This is a genomic window from Mesorhizobium loti, assembly GCA_014189435.1.
GTDB lineage: Bacteria > Pseudomonadota > Alphaproteobacteria > Rhizobiales > Rhizobiaceae > Mesorhizobium > Mesorhizobium loti_G.
Genome location: CP050293.1, coordinates 3,767,051 through 3,781,492 on the forward strand (window position 1 = coordinate 3,767,051; position 14,442 = coordinate 3,781,492).

The 14,442-nt window shown below is 62.1% G+C and carries 12 protein-coding genes and 1 tRNA gene; 6 read left to right on the plus strand and 7 right to left on the minus strand.

What is annotated here, in order from left to right; genetic code table 11:
- Nucleotides 1–14: 14 nt before the first annotated feature.
- Nucleotides 15–1,478, plus strand: coding sequence for a betaine-aldehyde dehydrogenase (betB, locus tag HB777_18550; GenBank protein QND65712.1), 1,464 nt, complete (start codon nt 15–17; stop codon nt 1,476–1,478).
- 7 nt (nt 1,479–1,485) lie between these two features.
- Here betB and HB777_18555 read toward each other — a convergent pair whose 3' ends face one another.
- On the minus strand, nt 1,486–3,726 hold the full coding sequence (locus HB777_18555) for a mannose-1-phosphate guanylyltransferase/mannose-6-phosphate isomerase (GenBank protein QND65713.1): 2,241 nt from the start codon (nt 3,724–3,726) through the stop codon (nt 1,486–1,488).
- A gap of 12 nt (nt 3,727–3,738) precedes the next feature.
- Nucleotides 3,739–5,259, minus strand: coding sequence for a phosphomannomutase/phosphoglucomutase (locus HB777_18560; GenBank protein QND65714.1), 1,521 nt, complete (start codon nt 5,257–5,259; stop codon nt 3,739–3,741).
- Nucleotides 5,260–5,460: 201 nt separating this feature from the next.
- On the opposite strand from HB777_18560, the gene HB777_18565 reads away from it, so the two are divergent.
- Nucleotides 5,461–5,537 (plus strand) — tRNA-Pro (locus tag HB777_18565).
- 182 nt (nt 5,538–5,719) lie between these two features.
- On the opposite strand, the gene HB777_18570 is transcribed toward HB777_18565, so the two are convergent.
- Nucleotides 5,720–5,980: a hypothetical protein gene (locus HB777_18570; protein ID QND65715.1), complete on the minus strand. Its 261-nt coding sequence runs from the start codon at nt 5,978–5,980 to the stop codon at nt 5,720–5,722.
- 454 nt (nt 5,981–6,434) lie between these two features.
- Here HB777_18570 and HB777_18575 point away from each other — a divergent pair, with 454 nt between their 5' ends.
- From HB777_18575 to HB777_18590, 4 genes are all read left to right on the plus strand, one after another.
- Nucleotides 6,435–6,716, plus strand: a complete 282-nt coding sequence (locus HB777_18575) for a hypothetical protein (protein ID QND65716.1) — start codon at nt 6,435–6,437, stop codon at nt 6,714–6,716.
- Between the two features lie 604 nt (nt 6,717–7,320).
- On the plus strand, nt 7,321–7,536 hold the full coding sequence (locus HB777_18580) for a hypothetical protein (protein QND65717.1): 216 nt from the start codon (nt 7,321–7,323) through the stop codon (nt 7,534–7,536).
- Nucleotides 7,537–7,542: 6 nt separating this feature from the next.
- Nucleotides 7,543–7,989 (plus strand): hypothetical protein, encoded by a 447-nt coding sequence (locus HB777_18585; GenBank protein ID QND65718.1) that lies wholly within the window; start codon nt 7,543–7,545, stop codon nt 7,987–7,989.
- A gap of 344 nt (nt 7,990–8,333) precedes the next feature.
- A complete protein-coding gene (locus HB777_18590; GenBank protein ID QND65719.1) occupies nt 8,334–8,678 on the plus strand; it encodes a hypothetical protein in 345 nt (114 codons plus the stop codon).
- 28 nt (nt 8,679–8,706) lie between these two features.
- Here HB777_18590 and HB777_18595 read toward each other — a convergent pair whose 3' ends face one another.
- The 4 genes from HB777_18595 to HB777_18610 all read right to left on the minus strand — a co-directional run bounded on the left by HB777_18595 (nt 8,707) and on the right by HB777_18610 (nt 14,137).
- Nucleotides 8,707–10,326, minus strand: coding sequence for an ABC transporter ATP-binding protein (locus tag HB777_18595; protein ID QND65720.1), 1,620 nt, complete (start codon nt 10,324–10,326; stop codon nt 8,707–8,709).
- 16 nt (nt 10,327–10,342) lie between these two features.
- A complete protein-coding gene (locus tag HB777_18600) occupies nt 10,343–11,464 on the minus strand; it encodes an ABC transporter permease subunit (GenBank protein ID QND65721.1) in 1,122 nt (373 codons plus the stop codon).
- Nucleotides 11,457–12,380 carry an ABC transporter permease subunit gene (locus HB777_18605; GenBank protein ID QND65722.1) on the minus strand — a complete coding sequence of 308 codons (924 nt, stop codon included), beginning with the start codon at nt 12,378–12,380 and terminating at the stop codon, nt 11,457–11,459. The genes HB777_18600 and HB777_18605 overlap by 8 nt, the downstream gene beginning before the upstream one ends.
- 164 nt (nt 12,381–12,544) lie before the next feature.
- A complete protein-coding gene (locus tag HB777_18610) occupies nt 12,545–14,137 on the minus strand; it encodes a peptide ABC transporter substrate-binding protein (GenBank protein ID QND68813.1) in 1,593 nt (530 codons plus the stop codon).
- Nucleotides 14,138–14,442: the final 305 nt, after the last annotated feature.

Sequence of the window (14,442 nt, forward strand, 5' to 3'; positions counted from 1 at the left end):
ATCTGGAGAAAACCATGCGCGCCCAGCCCACGGCATCGCACTATGTCAATGGACGCTACATCGAGGACGAAGGCGGCGCGCCGCTGCCGGTCATCTATCCGGCAACCGGTGAGACCATTGCCATGCTGCGTTCGGCGACGCCGAACGTGCTGGAACTGGCGGTCGAGGCAGCACGCGCTGCGCAACCCGCCTGGGCGCGGCTGAAGCCAGTCGAGCGCGGGCGCATCCTGCGCCGCGCCGCCGACATATTGCGCGCCCGCAATGCCGACCTCGCCCGCATCGAGACGCTGGATACCGGCAAGGCGATCCAGGAAACGCTGGTGGCGGACGCCCCTTCGGCGGCGGACTGCCTTGAATATTTCGGCGGTGCGGTAGCCGCCTACAATGGCGAGTCGGTCGATCTCGGCGGGCCCTTCGCCTACACAAGACGCGAAGCGCTCGGCGTCTGTGTCGGCATCGGTGCCTGGAACTATCCGATCCAGATCGCCGGCTGGAAATCAGCACCGGCGCTGGCCATGGGCAATGCCATGGTGTTCAAGCCGTCGGAAAACACGCCGCTTTCCGCACTCGCACTGGCCGAGATCTACAGCGAGGCCGGCCTGCCCGACGGCCTGTTCAACGTGGTGCAGGGCTATGGCGATGTCGGCGCGGGGCTTGTCGGCCACGATGTCGTCGCCAAGGTCTCGGTGACCGGCTCGGTGCCGACCGGCCGCAAGGTGCTGTCGCTCGCCGGCTCGAAGATGAAGCACGCGACGATGGAACTCGGCGGCAAGTCGCCGCTGATCGTGTTCGACGATGCCGACATCGAGAACGCCATCGGCGGCGCCATGCTCGGCAATTTCTATTCGACCGGCCAGATCTGCTCCAACGGCACGCGCGTCTTCGTGCAGAGCGGCATCCACGACCGCTTTGTCGATCGCCTGATAGAGCGGACCAAGAAAATCCGCATCGGCGACCCACTCGATCCCGAAACCCAGATGGGCCCGCTGATCTCCAAGGCGCAGCATGACAAGGTGGTCGGCTATATCGAGATCGGCAAGCAGGACGGAGCAACGCTTGCTTGCGGCGGCAATGTGCCTTCACTGCAGGGTTTCCAGGGCGGCTTCTTCGTCGAGCCGACGGTGTTCACCGGCGTCACCGATGGCATGCGCATCGCCCGCGAAGAGATTTTCGGGCCAGTGATGAGCGTGTTGAAATTCGACGGCGAGGACGAGGTGATCGACCGCGCCAACGACACCGAATTCGGCCTTGCCGCAGGCGTCTTCACGCGCGACCTGCCGCGCGCCCACCGCGTCATTGCCGAGCTGCAGGCCGGCACCTGCTGGATCAACGCCTACAATCTGACGCCGGTGGAAATCCCGTTCGGCGGCTTCAAGCAGTCAGGCATCGGACGCGAGAATTCACTGGCAGCGCTGGCGCTCTACTCGCAGCTGAAGTCGATCTATGTCGAGACTGGGGACGTGGCGAGCCCGTATTGACCCAGCCCTACGCCTTCGGGTCCGCCGTCCCATCCAGATACTGGGTCAGCGCGCAGACCAGATGATAGAAGATGCTGGCCGGAACGTCCGATGCCAGCGAGCGGCCGCGCTCGTCGATGCGGTCGATCCACAGGCCAAGCGGTGCGGGATCGATGTGCCAGCGGAACAGCCGGCCGACGCGCGCTTCGATCTCCGGCTTGAGGTCGGGGCCGCCCGAACCGTCGAGTGCGATCGCCGCCTTCACGGCTTCGGCCTGCGGCCAGCTGCGGGATATCAGGTCGAGCGGCAGGCCTTGCCTGGAGACGGCGCCATAGGCAAGGCCGGTGGCGCGGTTGAGGCCATTAGCGACGGCCGAGGCGTAGAGTTTCCTGGCAAAGCCGCTCAGCTCGGCCTGGCCGCTGCGCCCGGCGAAATCGACCAACAATGAGGCCCATTCGAAATGGTGGCCGGGCTCGGTCCATGAGCCTTTCTCGCCGGCCGACGGTTTCCATTCGGCATCGAAAAACTCGCCAAGCGTCCAGCTTTCCGGATCGAAGAAATGACTGCGGAAGAGGTCGATGATGCGCGCCGCGCGGCGCAGATGGGCGCGCTCGCCGGTCGCCTGATACCAGGCCAGGAAGGCCTCGAGCAGGTGCATATGCGGATTGGAGCGGCGCTCGCCGTCGCCGTCCGATGTCTCGAGGAAGCCGGTCATGCGGCTGTCTTCGAGATGCGCATCGAGAAAGGCGAAGGTTTCCTCGCCGAGCCGCAAGGCGTCGGCATTGCCCGACATATGCGCATGCGCCAGCGCCAGGAGCACGCAGGAATGATCGTAGGCGTCTTCGGTGGCGTCGGCGACCGAACCGTCGACGTTCAGCGTGCGAACCCAGCCGCCCTTGTCGGTGCGGCCCTTCCCTTCCATGAATGCGATGCCGTGGCTGATCAACCGGTCGGCGGGACCGTCCCAGCCGCGCTCCTTGGCGACCGCAAAAGCATAGACCTGCCTTGCCATGGTGCGCATGCGCTTGGGCTTCATCAGCGGCGAGGCGTCCAGGCCGAGCGCTTCATGAAAGCCGCCATGGCGTTCGTCGACGCCTGATGTCGACCACAGCGGCAAGGTCTCCTGAAACAGCCAGTGGTGCACGCGCCGCCGCCAGGCGCCGCTTTCGATGACGCGGTCCTGCGCCGGCGTGAATCTGGTTTCCAGCCGGCCCGATTTTTCGAGCTGCTCGACGATCTTCTTGACGTGCTGGCTGTGGCTGACCGGGGCGACGAAGGTGGCGTCCGATGTCGAGACGATGGCGACGTCCTTCATGCCGATCGCCGACAGCAGGCGGCCGTCACTGCGGATGTAGGAATTCTCGCAATCGATGGCGACGACATCGCCGATGATGACATTGCCCTGGTCGTCGGCGGGGCCGACATCGAGCAGCGACTGCCACGAGCCGAGATCGTTCCAGCGGAAGCCGGCCGGCACCATGGCGATGTCTTTTGCCCGCTCCATGATGGCGTAGTCGATCGAGTTCGACGGGATGGCGGCGTAGAGCTCAAGCGGCATGTAGAGGCCGGACAGATCCGATGTCGCAGCCTTGTAGGCTGCTTCGGTGGCCTGCCAGATGTCCGCCTGGAACGCCATGAAGGCGTCACGCATGGCGCTGGCGCGAAACAGGAAGATACCGGTGTTCCAGTAAAAATTTCCGGCCTTGAGATAGCTCTGCGCAGTCGCAAGGTCCGGCTTTTCGACGAAGCGCGACACGTCGAAGGTGCCGCCACTTTCGGCCGCGACCTCGATATAGCCGTAGCCGGTCTCTGGTTGCGTCGGCTTGATGCCGAACACCACCAGCCGGCCGGCGCGCGCTGCCCCGGTGCCGGCTTCGACGCTCTGCCAGAATTGGCGCGGGGTCGATATCTCATGGTCCGACGGCACCACCAGCACCAGGCTGTCGCCGAACTCGGACAGTGTGCGCAGCGTCGCCAGCGCAACGGCGGCGGCTGTGTTGCGACCGGTCGGCTCGAACAGCGGACCGCCGCCCGCGAGGTCGAGGCCGGCAAGATCGGCGTGAACGCGATCGGCATGGCGCTCCGCGGCGATCAGGAAGATCGGCGTTTCGCCTTCCGGCCGGGCGGTCAGCCGGCGCAGGGTCTTGGCCAGCATCGAGCCGTCGCCCGACAGATCGTGAAACTGCTTGGGATTGTCCTCGCGCGACAGCGGCCACAACCGCGAGCCGACGCCGCCGCTCATGACAAAACTGACAATCCGCTCGGTCATGCGATTACCATTTCAAAAGGTCTGGTTGTAGGCGCCCACCTCGGGGCTGCGGCGCAGCACGGCATCGACGGCCTCGAACATCTGCCGGCGACGCTGCGACGATACCGGGCTCTCGACGACGACGACAAGCTCCGGCTTGTTCGACGAGGCGCGCACCAGCCCCCAGGTGCCGTCCTCGGCGACGACACGCACGCCGTTGACGGTGATGAGGTCTGCGATCTTCTGGCCGGCGAAAACCATTCCATCCCGCTTCATGGCCTGAAAGTCGGCAACCACCCGCTCGACGACACCATACTTCACATCGTCCGCGCAGTGCGGCGACATGGTCGGTGTGCCGAAGGTCAGCGGCAGCGCGCGATAGAGATCGGCCATCGAACTGCCGGGGCTGCGGTCCAGCATCTGGCAGATGGCGATGGCGGTGACCAGCCCATCATCATAGCCGCGGCCGATCGGCGGGTTGAAGAAGAAATGGCCTGACTTTTCGAAACCGGCGGCGGCGCCAAGCTCGGCGACGCGGCGCTTGATGTAGGAGTGGCCAGTCTTCCAGTAATCGGTGACGGCGCCGTTGGCGCGCAGCACTGCGTCGGTGTTGAACAGGCCGGTCGACTTGACGTCGACGACGAAAGTCGAGCCCGGATGCTGGCTGGAAATGTCCCGCGCCAGCATTACCCCGACCTTGTCGGCAAAGATCTCGTTGCCTTCATTGTCGACGACGCCGCAGCGATCGCCGTCGCCGTCGAAGCCGAGACCGACATCGGCGCCAGTCTCCAGCACCTTGTCCCTGATGGCATGCAGCATCTGCATGTCCTCAGGATTGGGATTGTAGCGTGGGAAGGTATGATCGAGTTCGACATCGAGCGGGATGACCTCGCAGCCGATGCGTTCCAGCGCTTGCGGGGCAAAAGCACCGGCAGTGCCGTTGCCGCAAGCGGCGACCACTTTCAGCTTGCGCGTGATGCGCTTGTCGCGGGTCAGATCGTCGAGGTAGGTCGCGCGAACATCGCGGACGAAATCATAGGAGCCGCCGCCGACAAGGTCGAAATCGCCGCCCAGCACGATCGCCTTCAGCGCGCTCATCTCTTCGGGACCAAAAGTCAGCGGCCGGGCCGCTCCCATCTTGACGCCGGTCCAGCCATTCTCGTTGTGCGAAGCGGTGACCATGGCGACCGAGGGCGTATCCAAGGCGAACTGAGCGAAATAGGCCATCGGCGACAACGCCAGGCCGATGTCCCTGACACGGGCGCCCGCCGCCATCAGGCCGGACACCAGCGCCAGCTTGATCGACAGCGAATAGGAGCGGAAATCATGTCCGGTGACGATATCCGGACCGGCGCCGAGACGGCGAATCAGCGTGCCAAGCCCCATGCCGAGCGCCTGGACGCCGATCAGGTTGAGCTCCGGCAGTTGCGCGGAGCCGGGATGGCCGAACCACCAGCGCGCGTCATATTCGCGAAAGCCGGACGCCTTGATCAGTGCTTCGGTTTCGAATTCGAAACTGTTGGGCCGGGCGTCGCCAACGATTTTTGGGGGCAAGACAGCAGAACTCCAGGCGGCGGAAAATACGATCTATCGAGAGCTGCGGCTTAGCACACAAGGCTTTAAGCCACGTTTATCCCGGACCGAAATCCGGGCTTGGCGGAAATGCCCGACGAAAGCGGACGAAATGCGACAGAAGCGCTGCCATTGCCGCTTGCAGGAACGAAGTGTGGCGGCTATAAGCCCGCGGTCTGGTCACGGAGTGTAGCGCAGCCTGGTAGCGCACCTCGTTCGGGACGAGGGGGTCGCAGGTTCAAATCCTGCCACTCCGACCAGAAAAAACAAAGTGTTAGCGCATCCCGACTTTGGCGCTCAAACTGATATCCCGCCTGAAAAGAGAGCGAGATGGCTGGCTCCTCGGTGGGACAGGCTGAGAGTCTTGTCCTTCGTCGTCAGTACGGCGCGCCGGTGGGCCTCTTGAAGATGCCGACGACGTTGGTGGCTACAGGTTTGCCGGTCATTGCGAGTGAATTTTCATGAGCCGCGCGGCATACAACAATGCCGCGCCGTCTGTCTCGATCCTGTCGACAAGTTCGCAAGCCTGATCCGCGGTGATGCCTGTTTCATTGGACAGGAACCAGATGCGAAAGCTCTTTTCCTCGGATGGCACAGAGACAATGGCCTCCCTGCCACCGTGTCGATCTTCAGCCGGCTGCTTGCGGCGCTTTGGCAGTGTCCGCTTCGGCTGATCACATTCAGATAGAGGGTCGATGGACATCGCTCACGTCGCGCCTAACGAAGGCCGAAAAAGCTCAATATCGCTAGGACGATGACCACCGCTCCGACGAGCCAAATGATGTTGTTCATAATTTCTCTCCTGTTGCCTGAGGGAAGCCCGCGCCTCTGGCGGAGACGCAGGCCGACCAGCCTTTGCCGGCTGATCTGCAGCAGACACCAAAGCCGCAGTGCCGGCTGCGAGAAATAGAACTATTCGGCACGCCTAATGTTCCGCTGTTTGGCGAGATCGACCGCAGCAGCAGATCGCCGGCCGGGTCCGGAGCCGTCATGCGCTGAGCGAGACTGATGCGGTCAGACACATCGCTCTCTGCAAGTGCGATCGCCCGTTCTTCGACTTGCCGCAAGTGTTCGGGCTGGTCGTTGGAAGACCGGAACCAAAGTGATCAGAGGCAGTTATCCGACGAAGGGCTAATTGAGGAAACGGAGAAACTGCAATGAAAACAATGATCATGTGCGCGTTGGCGCTTTCCATGGGATTGCCCGTTATGGCTTCGGCAGCCGAGGCCGATGTGGTTATCAGAACCCACCATCGACACCACGACAGCGTCAAGATCATCAACGAAGATGGCCAGCGCTTGCACCACCGCCGCCACGGTGCGGTTGCGTTCTATGACCATGGGCGCCGGCATCATCGTCGAGACACCGTCGTCGTGACAGGCTCCGTCTCCACTCACCGCCACCATCGCCCGGTGGTAATTGAAAACGACGGCTACTGATCACTCGACCCACGGCCCGGCTCTTGGGAGTCGGGTCGCTTTTCATTGACGCGCCCAGCCGACAAATTTTGGACCTCTGGATCAAAACTGAATGCTGGCGTGACCGACAAACCGTTTGCCGACGCGGTCCAAGCCGTCCGAAAACTCACAGAATCCGACTTGCTCGCCTGAATGCTACGGGCTGTCGCTCCTGAAAGTCGAGGGTTCGCTCGCCACACAAATGCAGCGAGCGAACCCTATCAGCGCAGGAAGGGACATAACTGCGCCGATGTGCAAAACTTTCGTGAGCAAATCCTTGGGATAATCAGCCAAGGGCTAATCCCATCACCATGAAGGTGATGGCCACCGCGAAGATCGGTGCGAGCAACCAGCGCGCTTGGCCAACACTCTTCTCCATGGTCTTGCTCCGTTAAACTTGCAGCGGACAACGGCCTCTGAGAGTGGCCGTTCCAAGCGGCGTAGCTGACAAGACCATTGCGTTTTGCGATCAGACTTAGGTCCGGCGCCGCGCCAGACTGAAGTCCTGCCATGGAACGTTTGCGCTTGCCCCCAGTTCGGTTGGTTGGGGCGCACAGACAATCAAATGAAATGGATAAGCATCACAATGTCGAACCGTGACACTGCACAATCCCAAGCGCTGGGGATGCGCGTGGCTGACCTCAAGGCCAAGATGCAGGACGCCCAGGTCACCGAGGGCGAAATGAAGAGCTTCCAGAAGGTCGCGGCCATCATGGAGGACCGCGAAGGCCGGATTCAGGGCGACGACCTGATCGCCGCATCTTTCGTCACCGATATGCTGCCGAGCAGCCAAAAGCCCTGAGTGACCATGCCAACAATCAGCAGACTTTTTGATTCCCATGCCCAAGCGGCCCGGGTCGCCGGCGATCTGGTGGCGGCCGGAATCCCTCGGGTACAGATTGCCGTCATCGGACCTTACAATGACGAAGTGGGATCTCTGTGGGCTTCCGCTTTGGGGGCCATCCTTGGCGCTGCCGCCGGCGGGTTGGCGCGCCTGAGCGCTGTTGCAGCCCACGGCATCAGCAGTCCTCTTGCTGCGAGCGTATGGGCAACAGCGGCGGCCGGCGCGGTCTGCGGCGGCGTTGCTGGCGGCCTGCTCGGAACATTCACCACAACTGCCGCAACGACGGATGATCGCAGTGGTGCCGAGGGGATCGTTTTGGTGACGGCGCATGTCGATGAACATGAGACCGACATCGCCCAGGCAGTGCTCGGCGATAGCGCCCCAACGACATTCGTCGCTGAAGCAGCGTGAGAATTTCCAGGGAAAATTGAATGGATGGGCCGACAGCCGTTGTGGCCGGAGATCATCGAAATGCGCGAAAAGCCCGCCCCGGCATCAGCCGGGACGGGCTCTCTCCGTTCACCAGTGATTGAACTAGAAGACTCGACGGGTACTAAGGGTCCTTGGCAATCGCGAACTTTGACGAAATGGCCCTCGGCCCTAGAGCAGTTCGCCGTTTCACGGAAACGGCGAACTGCTCTAACTCTTTGTTTTGACGCAATTCCGGACGGAAAACCGTCTCACACTTTTCCTGGAATTGCCCTAGGTAGCTCGATGGATATGATGGGGCGATGAAATGGCGAGCCGGATGCGACATGAATTTGAATTCGACGACCGCCTTGCCACCGGCCTTGATGATGGCGCTGTTTCTTGTCACCGGCTGTTCATCGATCGGCAGGACCGTCGATCCGGCGAAATACGATTCGATGACGTGCACCGAACTCAACAGCGCGCTGGGAGACGTCGCCCGTGACATCTCGCAAACAGCAATCACCCGCGGCAAGGTCGCGAACGCCAGCGTCCCACGCTGGCTGCTGGGCGGCTCGCGTGTGAAGACCGCGGTCGCCGGCCGCGAAACAGCCAGGATCGACCGGCTGAAGCGGCAACAAGATGCGATAACCGCAGCACGGGCAAACAAATGCCCGCGATCAACGGGCTGATCCTACAGCGGCGACTGCCTCCAGTGACTCAGGCGCTCAACCGGAACCGCGTCACATCGATCGCCGCGGCCATCAGCGTCTGTGTGTAAGCGTGCTGCGGATTGCTGAAGATCGCCTCGGTCGGCCCTTCCTCGACGATCTTGCCCTGTTTCATGACGATGATGTAGTCGGCCATGGCGCGCACCACCGATAGATCGTGGCTGATGAAGAGGTAGGACAGTTCGTGGTCGGCCTGCAGCTTGCGCAGCAGTTCGACGATCTGTTTCTGCACCGAGCGGTCGAGCGCCGAGGTCGGCTCATCCAGCACCACCAGCTTGGGCTTCAGGATCATGGCGCGCGCGATGGCGATGCGCTGCCGCTGGCCGCCGGAGAATTCGTGCGGGTAGCGGTTGCGTGCGTTGGGGTCGAGGCCGACCTCGCGCAAGGCCTCGACCGCGCGCAGGTCGCGTTGCTTGCCCGAAAGGTTCGGCTCGTGCACCAGAAGCCCTTCGGTGATGACCTGGCCGACGGTCATGCGCGGCGACAGCGAGCCGAACGGGTCCTGGAAGACGAGCTGCATCTGGCGTCGCAACGGCCGCATCGCCCGCCGGTCGGCCTGGGAAATGTCGCGATCGCCGAAACGGATGAGGCCGTCACTGGGCAACAGCCGCAGCAAGGCGCGGCCGAGGGTCGATTTGCCGGAGCCGGATTCACCGACGATGCCGATGGTCTGGTTGCGCTGCAGCCGGATCGAGATGTGATCGACGGCACGCAGCATCAGCGGCTCGCCGGCCAGAAACCCGCCGCCGATCCTGAACGTCACTTCGACATTCCTGCCCTCGAGCAGCACCGGGGCATTGGCGGGCGGCGGCGCCTTGGTGCCGGTCGGCTCGGCCGCCAACAGCATTTTCGTGTAGGCATGCTGCGGGTTGACGAAGATGGCTTCCGCCTCCCCCTCCTCGACAACCTCGCCCTGGCGCATGACATAGACCCGGTCGGCGAAACGGCGGACGATGCCGAGATCATGGGTGATGAAGACGATCGCCATGCCGAGTTTGCGTTGCAGCTCGGCCAAAAGCATCAGAATCTGCGCCTGGATCGTCACGTCGAGCGCTGTCGTCGGTTCGTCGGCGATCAATATGTCGGGGTCGTTGGCAAGCGCCATGGCGATCATGACGCGCTGGCGCTGGCCGCCCGACATCTCGTGCGGATAGGATTTCATCCGTCGCTCGGGATCTGGAATATGCACCAGCCGCAGCAGCTTGAGCGCCTCTTCGTGCGCCTCCGCGGCATTTAGGCCCTGATGCCGTCGGATCGGTTCGATCAGCTGGTTGCCGATCGAATAGAGTGGATCGAGCGAGGTCATCGGCTCCTGGAAGATCATGCTGATCTTGGCGCCACGGACCTTGTTGAGCTCGGATTTGCTGAGTGTCAGAAGGTTGCGGCCGCGATAGTCGACACTGCCTGTCGCTTCGCCATTCGATGCCAGCAGGCTCATCGCGGCCATCATCGTCTGGCTCTTGCCGGATCCGGATTCGCCAACCACGGCAACGGTTTCGCCTGATTTGACGTGGATGTTGATACCCTTCACCGCCTCGACCGCGCCGTCGAGCGTGCGGAAGCGGACACGCAAATCCTTGACGCTGAGGATCGTTTCGGAAGCAGCCATTTCAGCGATCCCCATCTTAGCGATCCCTTGGGTCGAGCGCGTCGCGCAGGCCGTCGCCGACGAAGTTCAGGGCGAACAGCGTCGAGACGAGGAAGAAAGCGGGAAACAGGAGCAGCCAGTTGGCGGTGCCGATGTTCTTGGCGCCGACCGAGATCAGCACGCCCCAACTGGTCATCGGCTCCTGCACGCCGAGCCCGAGGAATGACAGGAAACTCTCCAGGATGATGACCTGCGGCACCAGCAGCGTCATGTAGATCACCACCGGGCCGAGCAGGTTGGGAATGACGTGGCGCAGCAGGATACCGCGCTGGCCAACGCCCATGGCTTCCGCCGCCTGGACATATTCCTGGCGGCGGATCGACAGCGCCTGGCCGCGCACGATGCGCGCCATGTCGAGCCATAGCACGGCGCCGACCGCCAGGAACATCAGCACGAAGTTGCGGCCGAAGAACACCACCAGCATGATGACGAAGAAGATGAAGGGCAAGGAATAGAGCACATCGACGATGCGCATCATCACCTCGTCGACCTTGCCGCCGGCAAAACCGGCCGCAGCGCCGTAGACCACGCCAATGACAACCGCCACGACGCCGGCGAGTAGGCCGATGGCCAGCGAGATGCGCCCGGCCATCAGCGTGCGCGACAACAGGTCCCGGCCGGTGTTGTCGGTGCCGAACAGGAAATATTGCTGCTTGACCGAAGCGCTCATCGTCACTTCGAGGCCGTCGGGCGACTTGCTCTCGATCTTGGTGTCGTCGAAGGCATCGGAGCGGTCGAGATAGCGGATGTTGCGGTCGTCGATCGGTTTGGTCGACTTGACGGTGACGAAGACCTGGTTGCCTTCCTGCCGCCACTCCTTGATGTCGACCCGCATGCGCTTGATCGCTTCGGTGAGCGCCGTCTCGATCATGTCGGCCTTCGGATAGGCCGACAGGCTTGGCGGCATGCGCACATAGTCGGCATAGATGGTGGTGTATCGATGCGGCACGAACCAGGGCCCGAACACGCTGACGACACCGATCAAAGCGAGGTAATACAGGCTGAACATGGCGGCGCGATTGGCCTTGAGGCGCGCCCAGGCATCACCCCAGAGCGAGCGACCGATGACGGCGGGAGCTGTGGCTGCAATGTCAGTCATAGCGCACCCTCGGGTCGACGACCGCGTACATGACGTCGACGATCAGGTTGAAGACGATGGTGAAGATGGCGATCACCACCACCGTTCCCATCACCAGCGTGTAGTCGCGGTTGAGCGCGGCATCGACGAAATAGCGGCCGACGCCCGGAATGGAGAAGATCGTCTCGACGATGACAGAGCCGGTCAGCAGTGCCGCCGCTGCCGGGCCGGTGAAGGAGACGATCGGCAGGATGGCGCCGCGCAGCGCGTGCTTGACCACCACCGACCAGTCGGAGAGGCCGAGCGCGCGTGCCGTGCGGATATGATGGGATCGCAAGGATTCGATCATCGAGCCACGCATCAGCCGGGCGACGATGGCGATCTGCGGCAGAGCGAGCGTCAGCGCCGGGCCGACCTTGTTGATGAAAGCGCCATCGCCCCATCCACCGATCGGCAACAGCTTCCAGGTCAACCCGAACAAGAGCTGGATCACCGGCGCGATGACGAAGGTGGGGATGGTGCTGCCGGCGGTCGCCAGCGCAATCACCGTATAGTCGCCAAGCTTGTTCTGGTTGAGCGCGGCAATGGTGCCAAGTACGGAACCGAGCAGAAGCGCCAGGACGAGCGCCGAGGCACCGAGCTGGACCGAAATGGGCAGGCCCTTGGCGAACAGTTCGGTGACGGTGAAATCCGGCATGTTGTAGCTCGGGCCGAAATTGCCGCGCAACAGATTGCCGAGATAGTGGACGAATTGCAGCCAGAGCGGGTCGTCAAGGCCGAACTGGGCTTCGAGATTGGCCTTGATCTCGGGGCTCAGCCCCCGCTCCTGGTTGAATGGGCCGCCTGGCGCGACGCGCATCAGGAAAAACGCCATGGTCACGATGACGAACAGCGTTGGGATGGCGGTCAGAAGCCGCCGTAATACATATCGCAGCATCGGTGCCCCGCTTGATCCAGAGCAACGCGCGTCCAGCCGGACGGTTGCGCTCTAGCCTTCAAATCTTCGCACCGACATGCCGAAAATCGATTCCGGTTCCCGGGCCGATGCGATGGCAAACCAGCGCCGCCGCGCATTGAGTTGCGCGGCGGCCCAGCTAAGGATCAGTCCTTGCTGATGAAGCGGGACGGATGGATGTCCATCACATTGTCATCGAAGCCATGCAGCTTTGAGGAAACGATATCGTGGAAGCTGTAGTAGAGAAGCGGAATGTTGCCGACGTCATCGACAAGGATGCGCTCGGCTTCAGTGAGGTCCTTCATGCGCTCTTCTGGCTTGCCGCCGGCAGCCGCAGCCTTGTCCATGGCCGCTTCATAGGCCGGGCTGACATAGCTCGAATAGTTGTTGCCGCTGGCCTTGCGTGTGATGCCGAGGAAGGTCTCGGGATCCTTGTAGTCGGCGATCCAGGCGGCACGCGCCACGTCGTAGTTGCCCTTCTGCTCAAGGAAGGAATAGTGGGTCTTGGTATCGGTGTTGAGCAGCGTGATGTCGACGCCAAGCGGCTTCAGCTGTTCCTGGATGGCAACCGCGGTGTTCTTGTGGTTTTCCGAGGTGTTGTAGCGGATCTCCATCTTCAGCGGATGCTCGGGCGTATAGCCGAGTTTCTCGAGGATCTTCTTGGCGGCGTCCTCGCGGTCGATCTGCGGCATGTCGGCGTATTTGGCCATTGCCGGCGTGTAGCCCGCGATGCCCGGAGGCACCATCGAATAGCCAGGCAGCATCGAGTTCTGCCAGACTTTCTCCGCAAGGAAGTCACGGTCGATCGCCATCGAGATGGCATTGCGCAGCTCGACATTGTCCCACGGCGCCTTGTCGGTCTTGATCGCGTAATAGTAGGTGCCGAGATATGGTCCGACGCGGACCTGATCGCCGAACTTGGTCTTGAGGTCAGCGAGTTGTTCGGTCGGCAGGTCGCCGTAGCTGTCGAGTTCGCCGGCCTCGAAGCGTTTCATCGCCGATGAACGGTCTTCGGTCGGGATATAGTTGACGACGTCCATCTTGACGGTCGCGGCGTCCCAGAATTTCGGATTCTTGACCAGCTTCATGTGGTCGTTGGGAACCCACTCGGCCAGCGTATAGGCGCCGTTCGAAACGAGATTGCCCGCCTTGATCCAGTCGGCGCCGAGCTTGTCGATCGAGGCCTTGTTGACCGGATAGGTGGCCTGGTGGGTCAGCATTTCAAGGAAGTATGGCGTCGGCGCCTTCAGCGTCACTTCCAGGGTGTTGGCGTCGATCGCCTTGACGCCCATATCCTCGGGCTTGCCCTTCTTGGTGTTGACTTCCTCGGCGTTCTTCACGGGATAGAGCATGGAAGCGTATTCGGCAGCGGTGGCCGGATCTTCCAGCCGACGGAACGAATAGACGAAGTCGTCCGCCGTCACCGGGGTGCCATCCGACCAGAGGCCATCCTTGCGCAGCTTGAAGGTGTAGACAGTGCCGTCGTCGGACACCGTCCAGCTTTCGGCGGCGCCCGGAATGAGGTTCGTCTTCTGGTCATGCATGACCAGGCCCTGGAACAGGTCGCGTATGATATCGGCTTCGTAAACGGTCGAGGTCTTGTGCGGATCGACCGTCTCCGCTTCGGCGGCGCTGCCTCTGTTATAGACGGTCTCGGCGAAAGCCGGTGTGTAAAACGTGCCGGCCGCCAAAGCCATCGTCGTGGCGAACACCGTCGCCTTCAGCATGTTTCTCATCAGCATGAAGTTCTCCCTGTCGGCGCTGCCATCGGCGCGCCTTTTAAGTGTTGACGCCCCGGAGCCGATATCTGACCCCTTTGAGCGCGCCGCTGGTTCCCTTCCTGCGGCTGGTGGCCAAACACTAACGCGGAGAATTTTTATTTCAACAGACTCTCTGGGTCACCCAAAGTAAGGCGGCACGAAAGCTATGTCGTGGCAGCCGAAACACCAGCCGAAACCAGAAGCTTGACTTGGTTTCCTCATCTCGACGTCATTTTCCATGGGAATCCATGACCATGCCAGTTTGCCGGAATGTGTTAATGCGT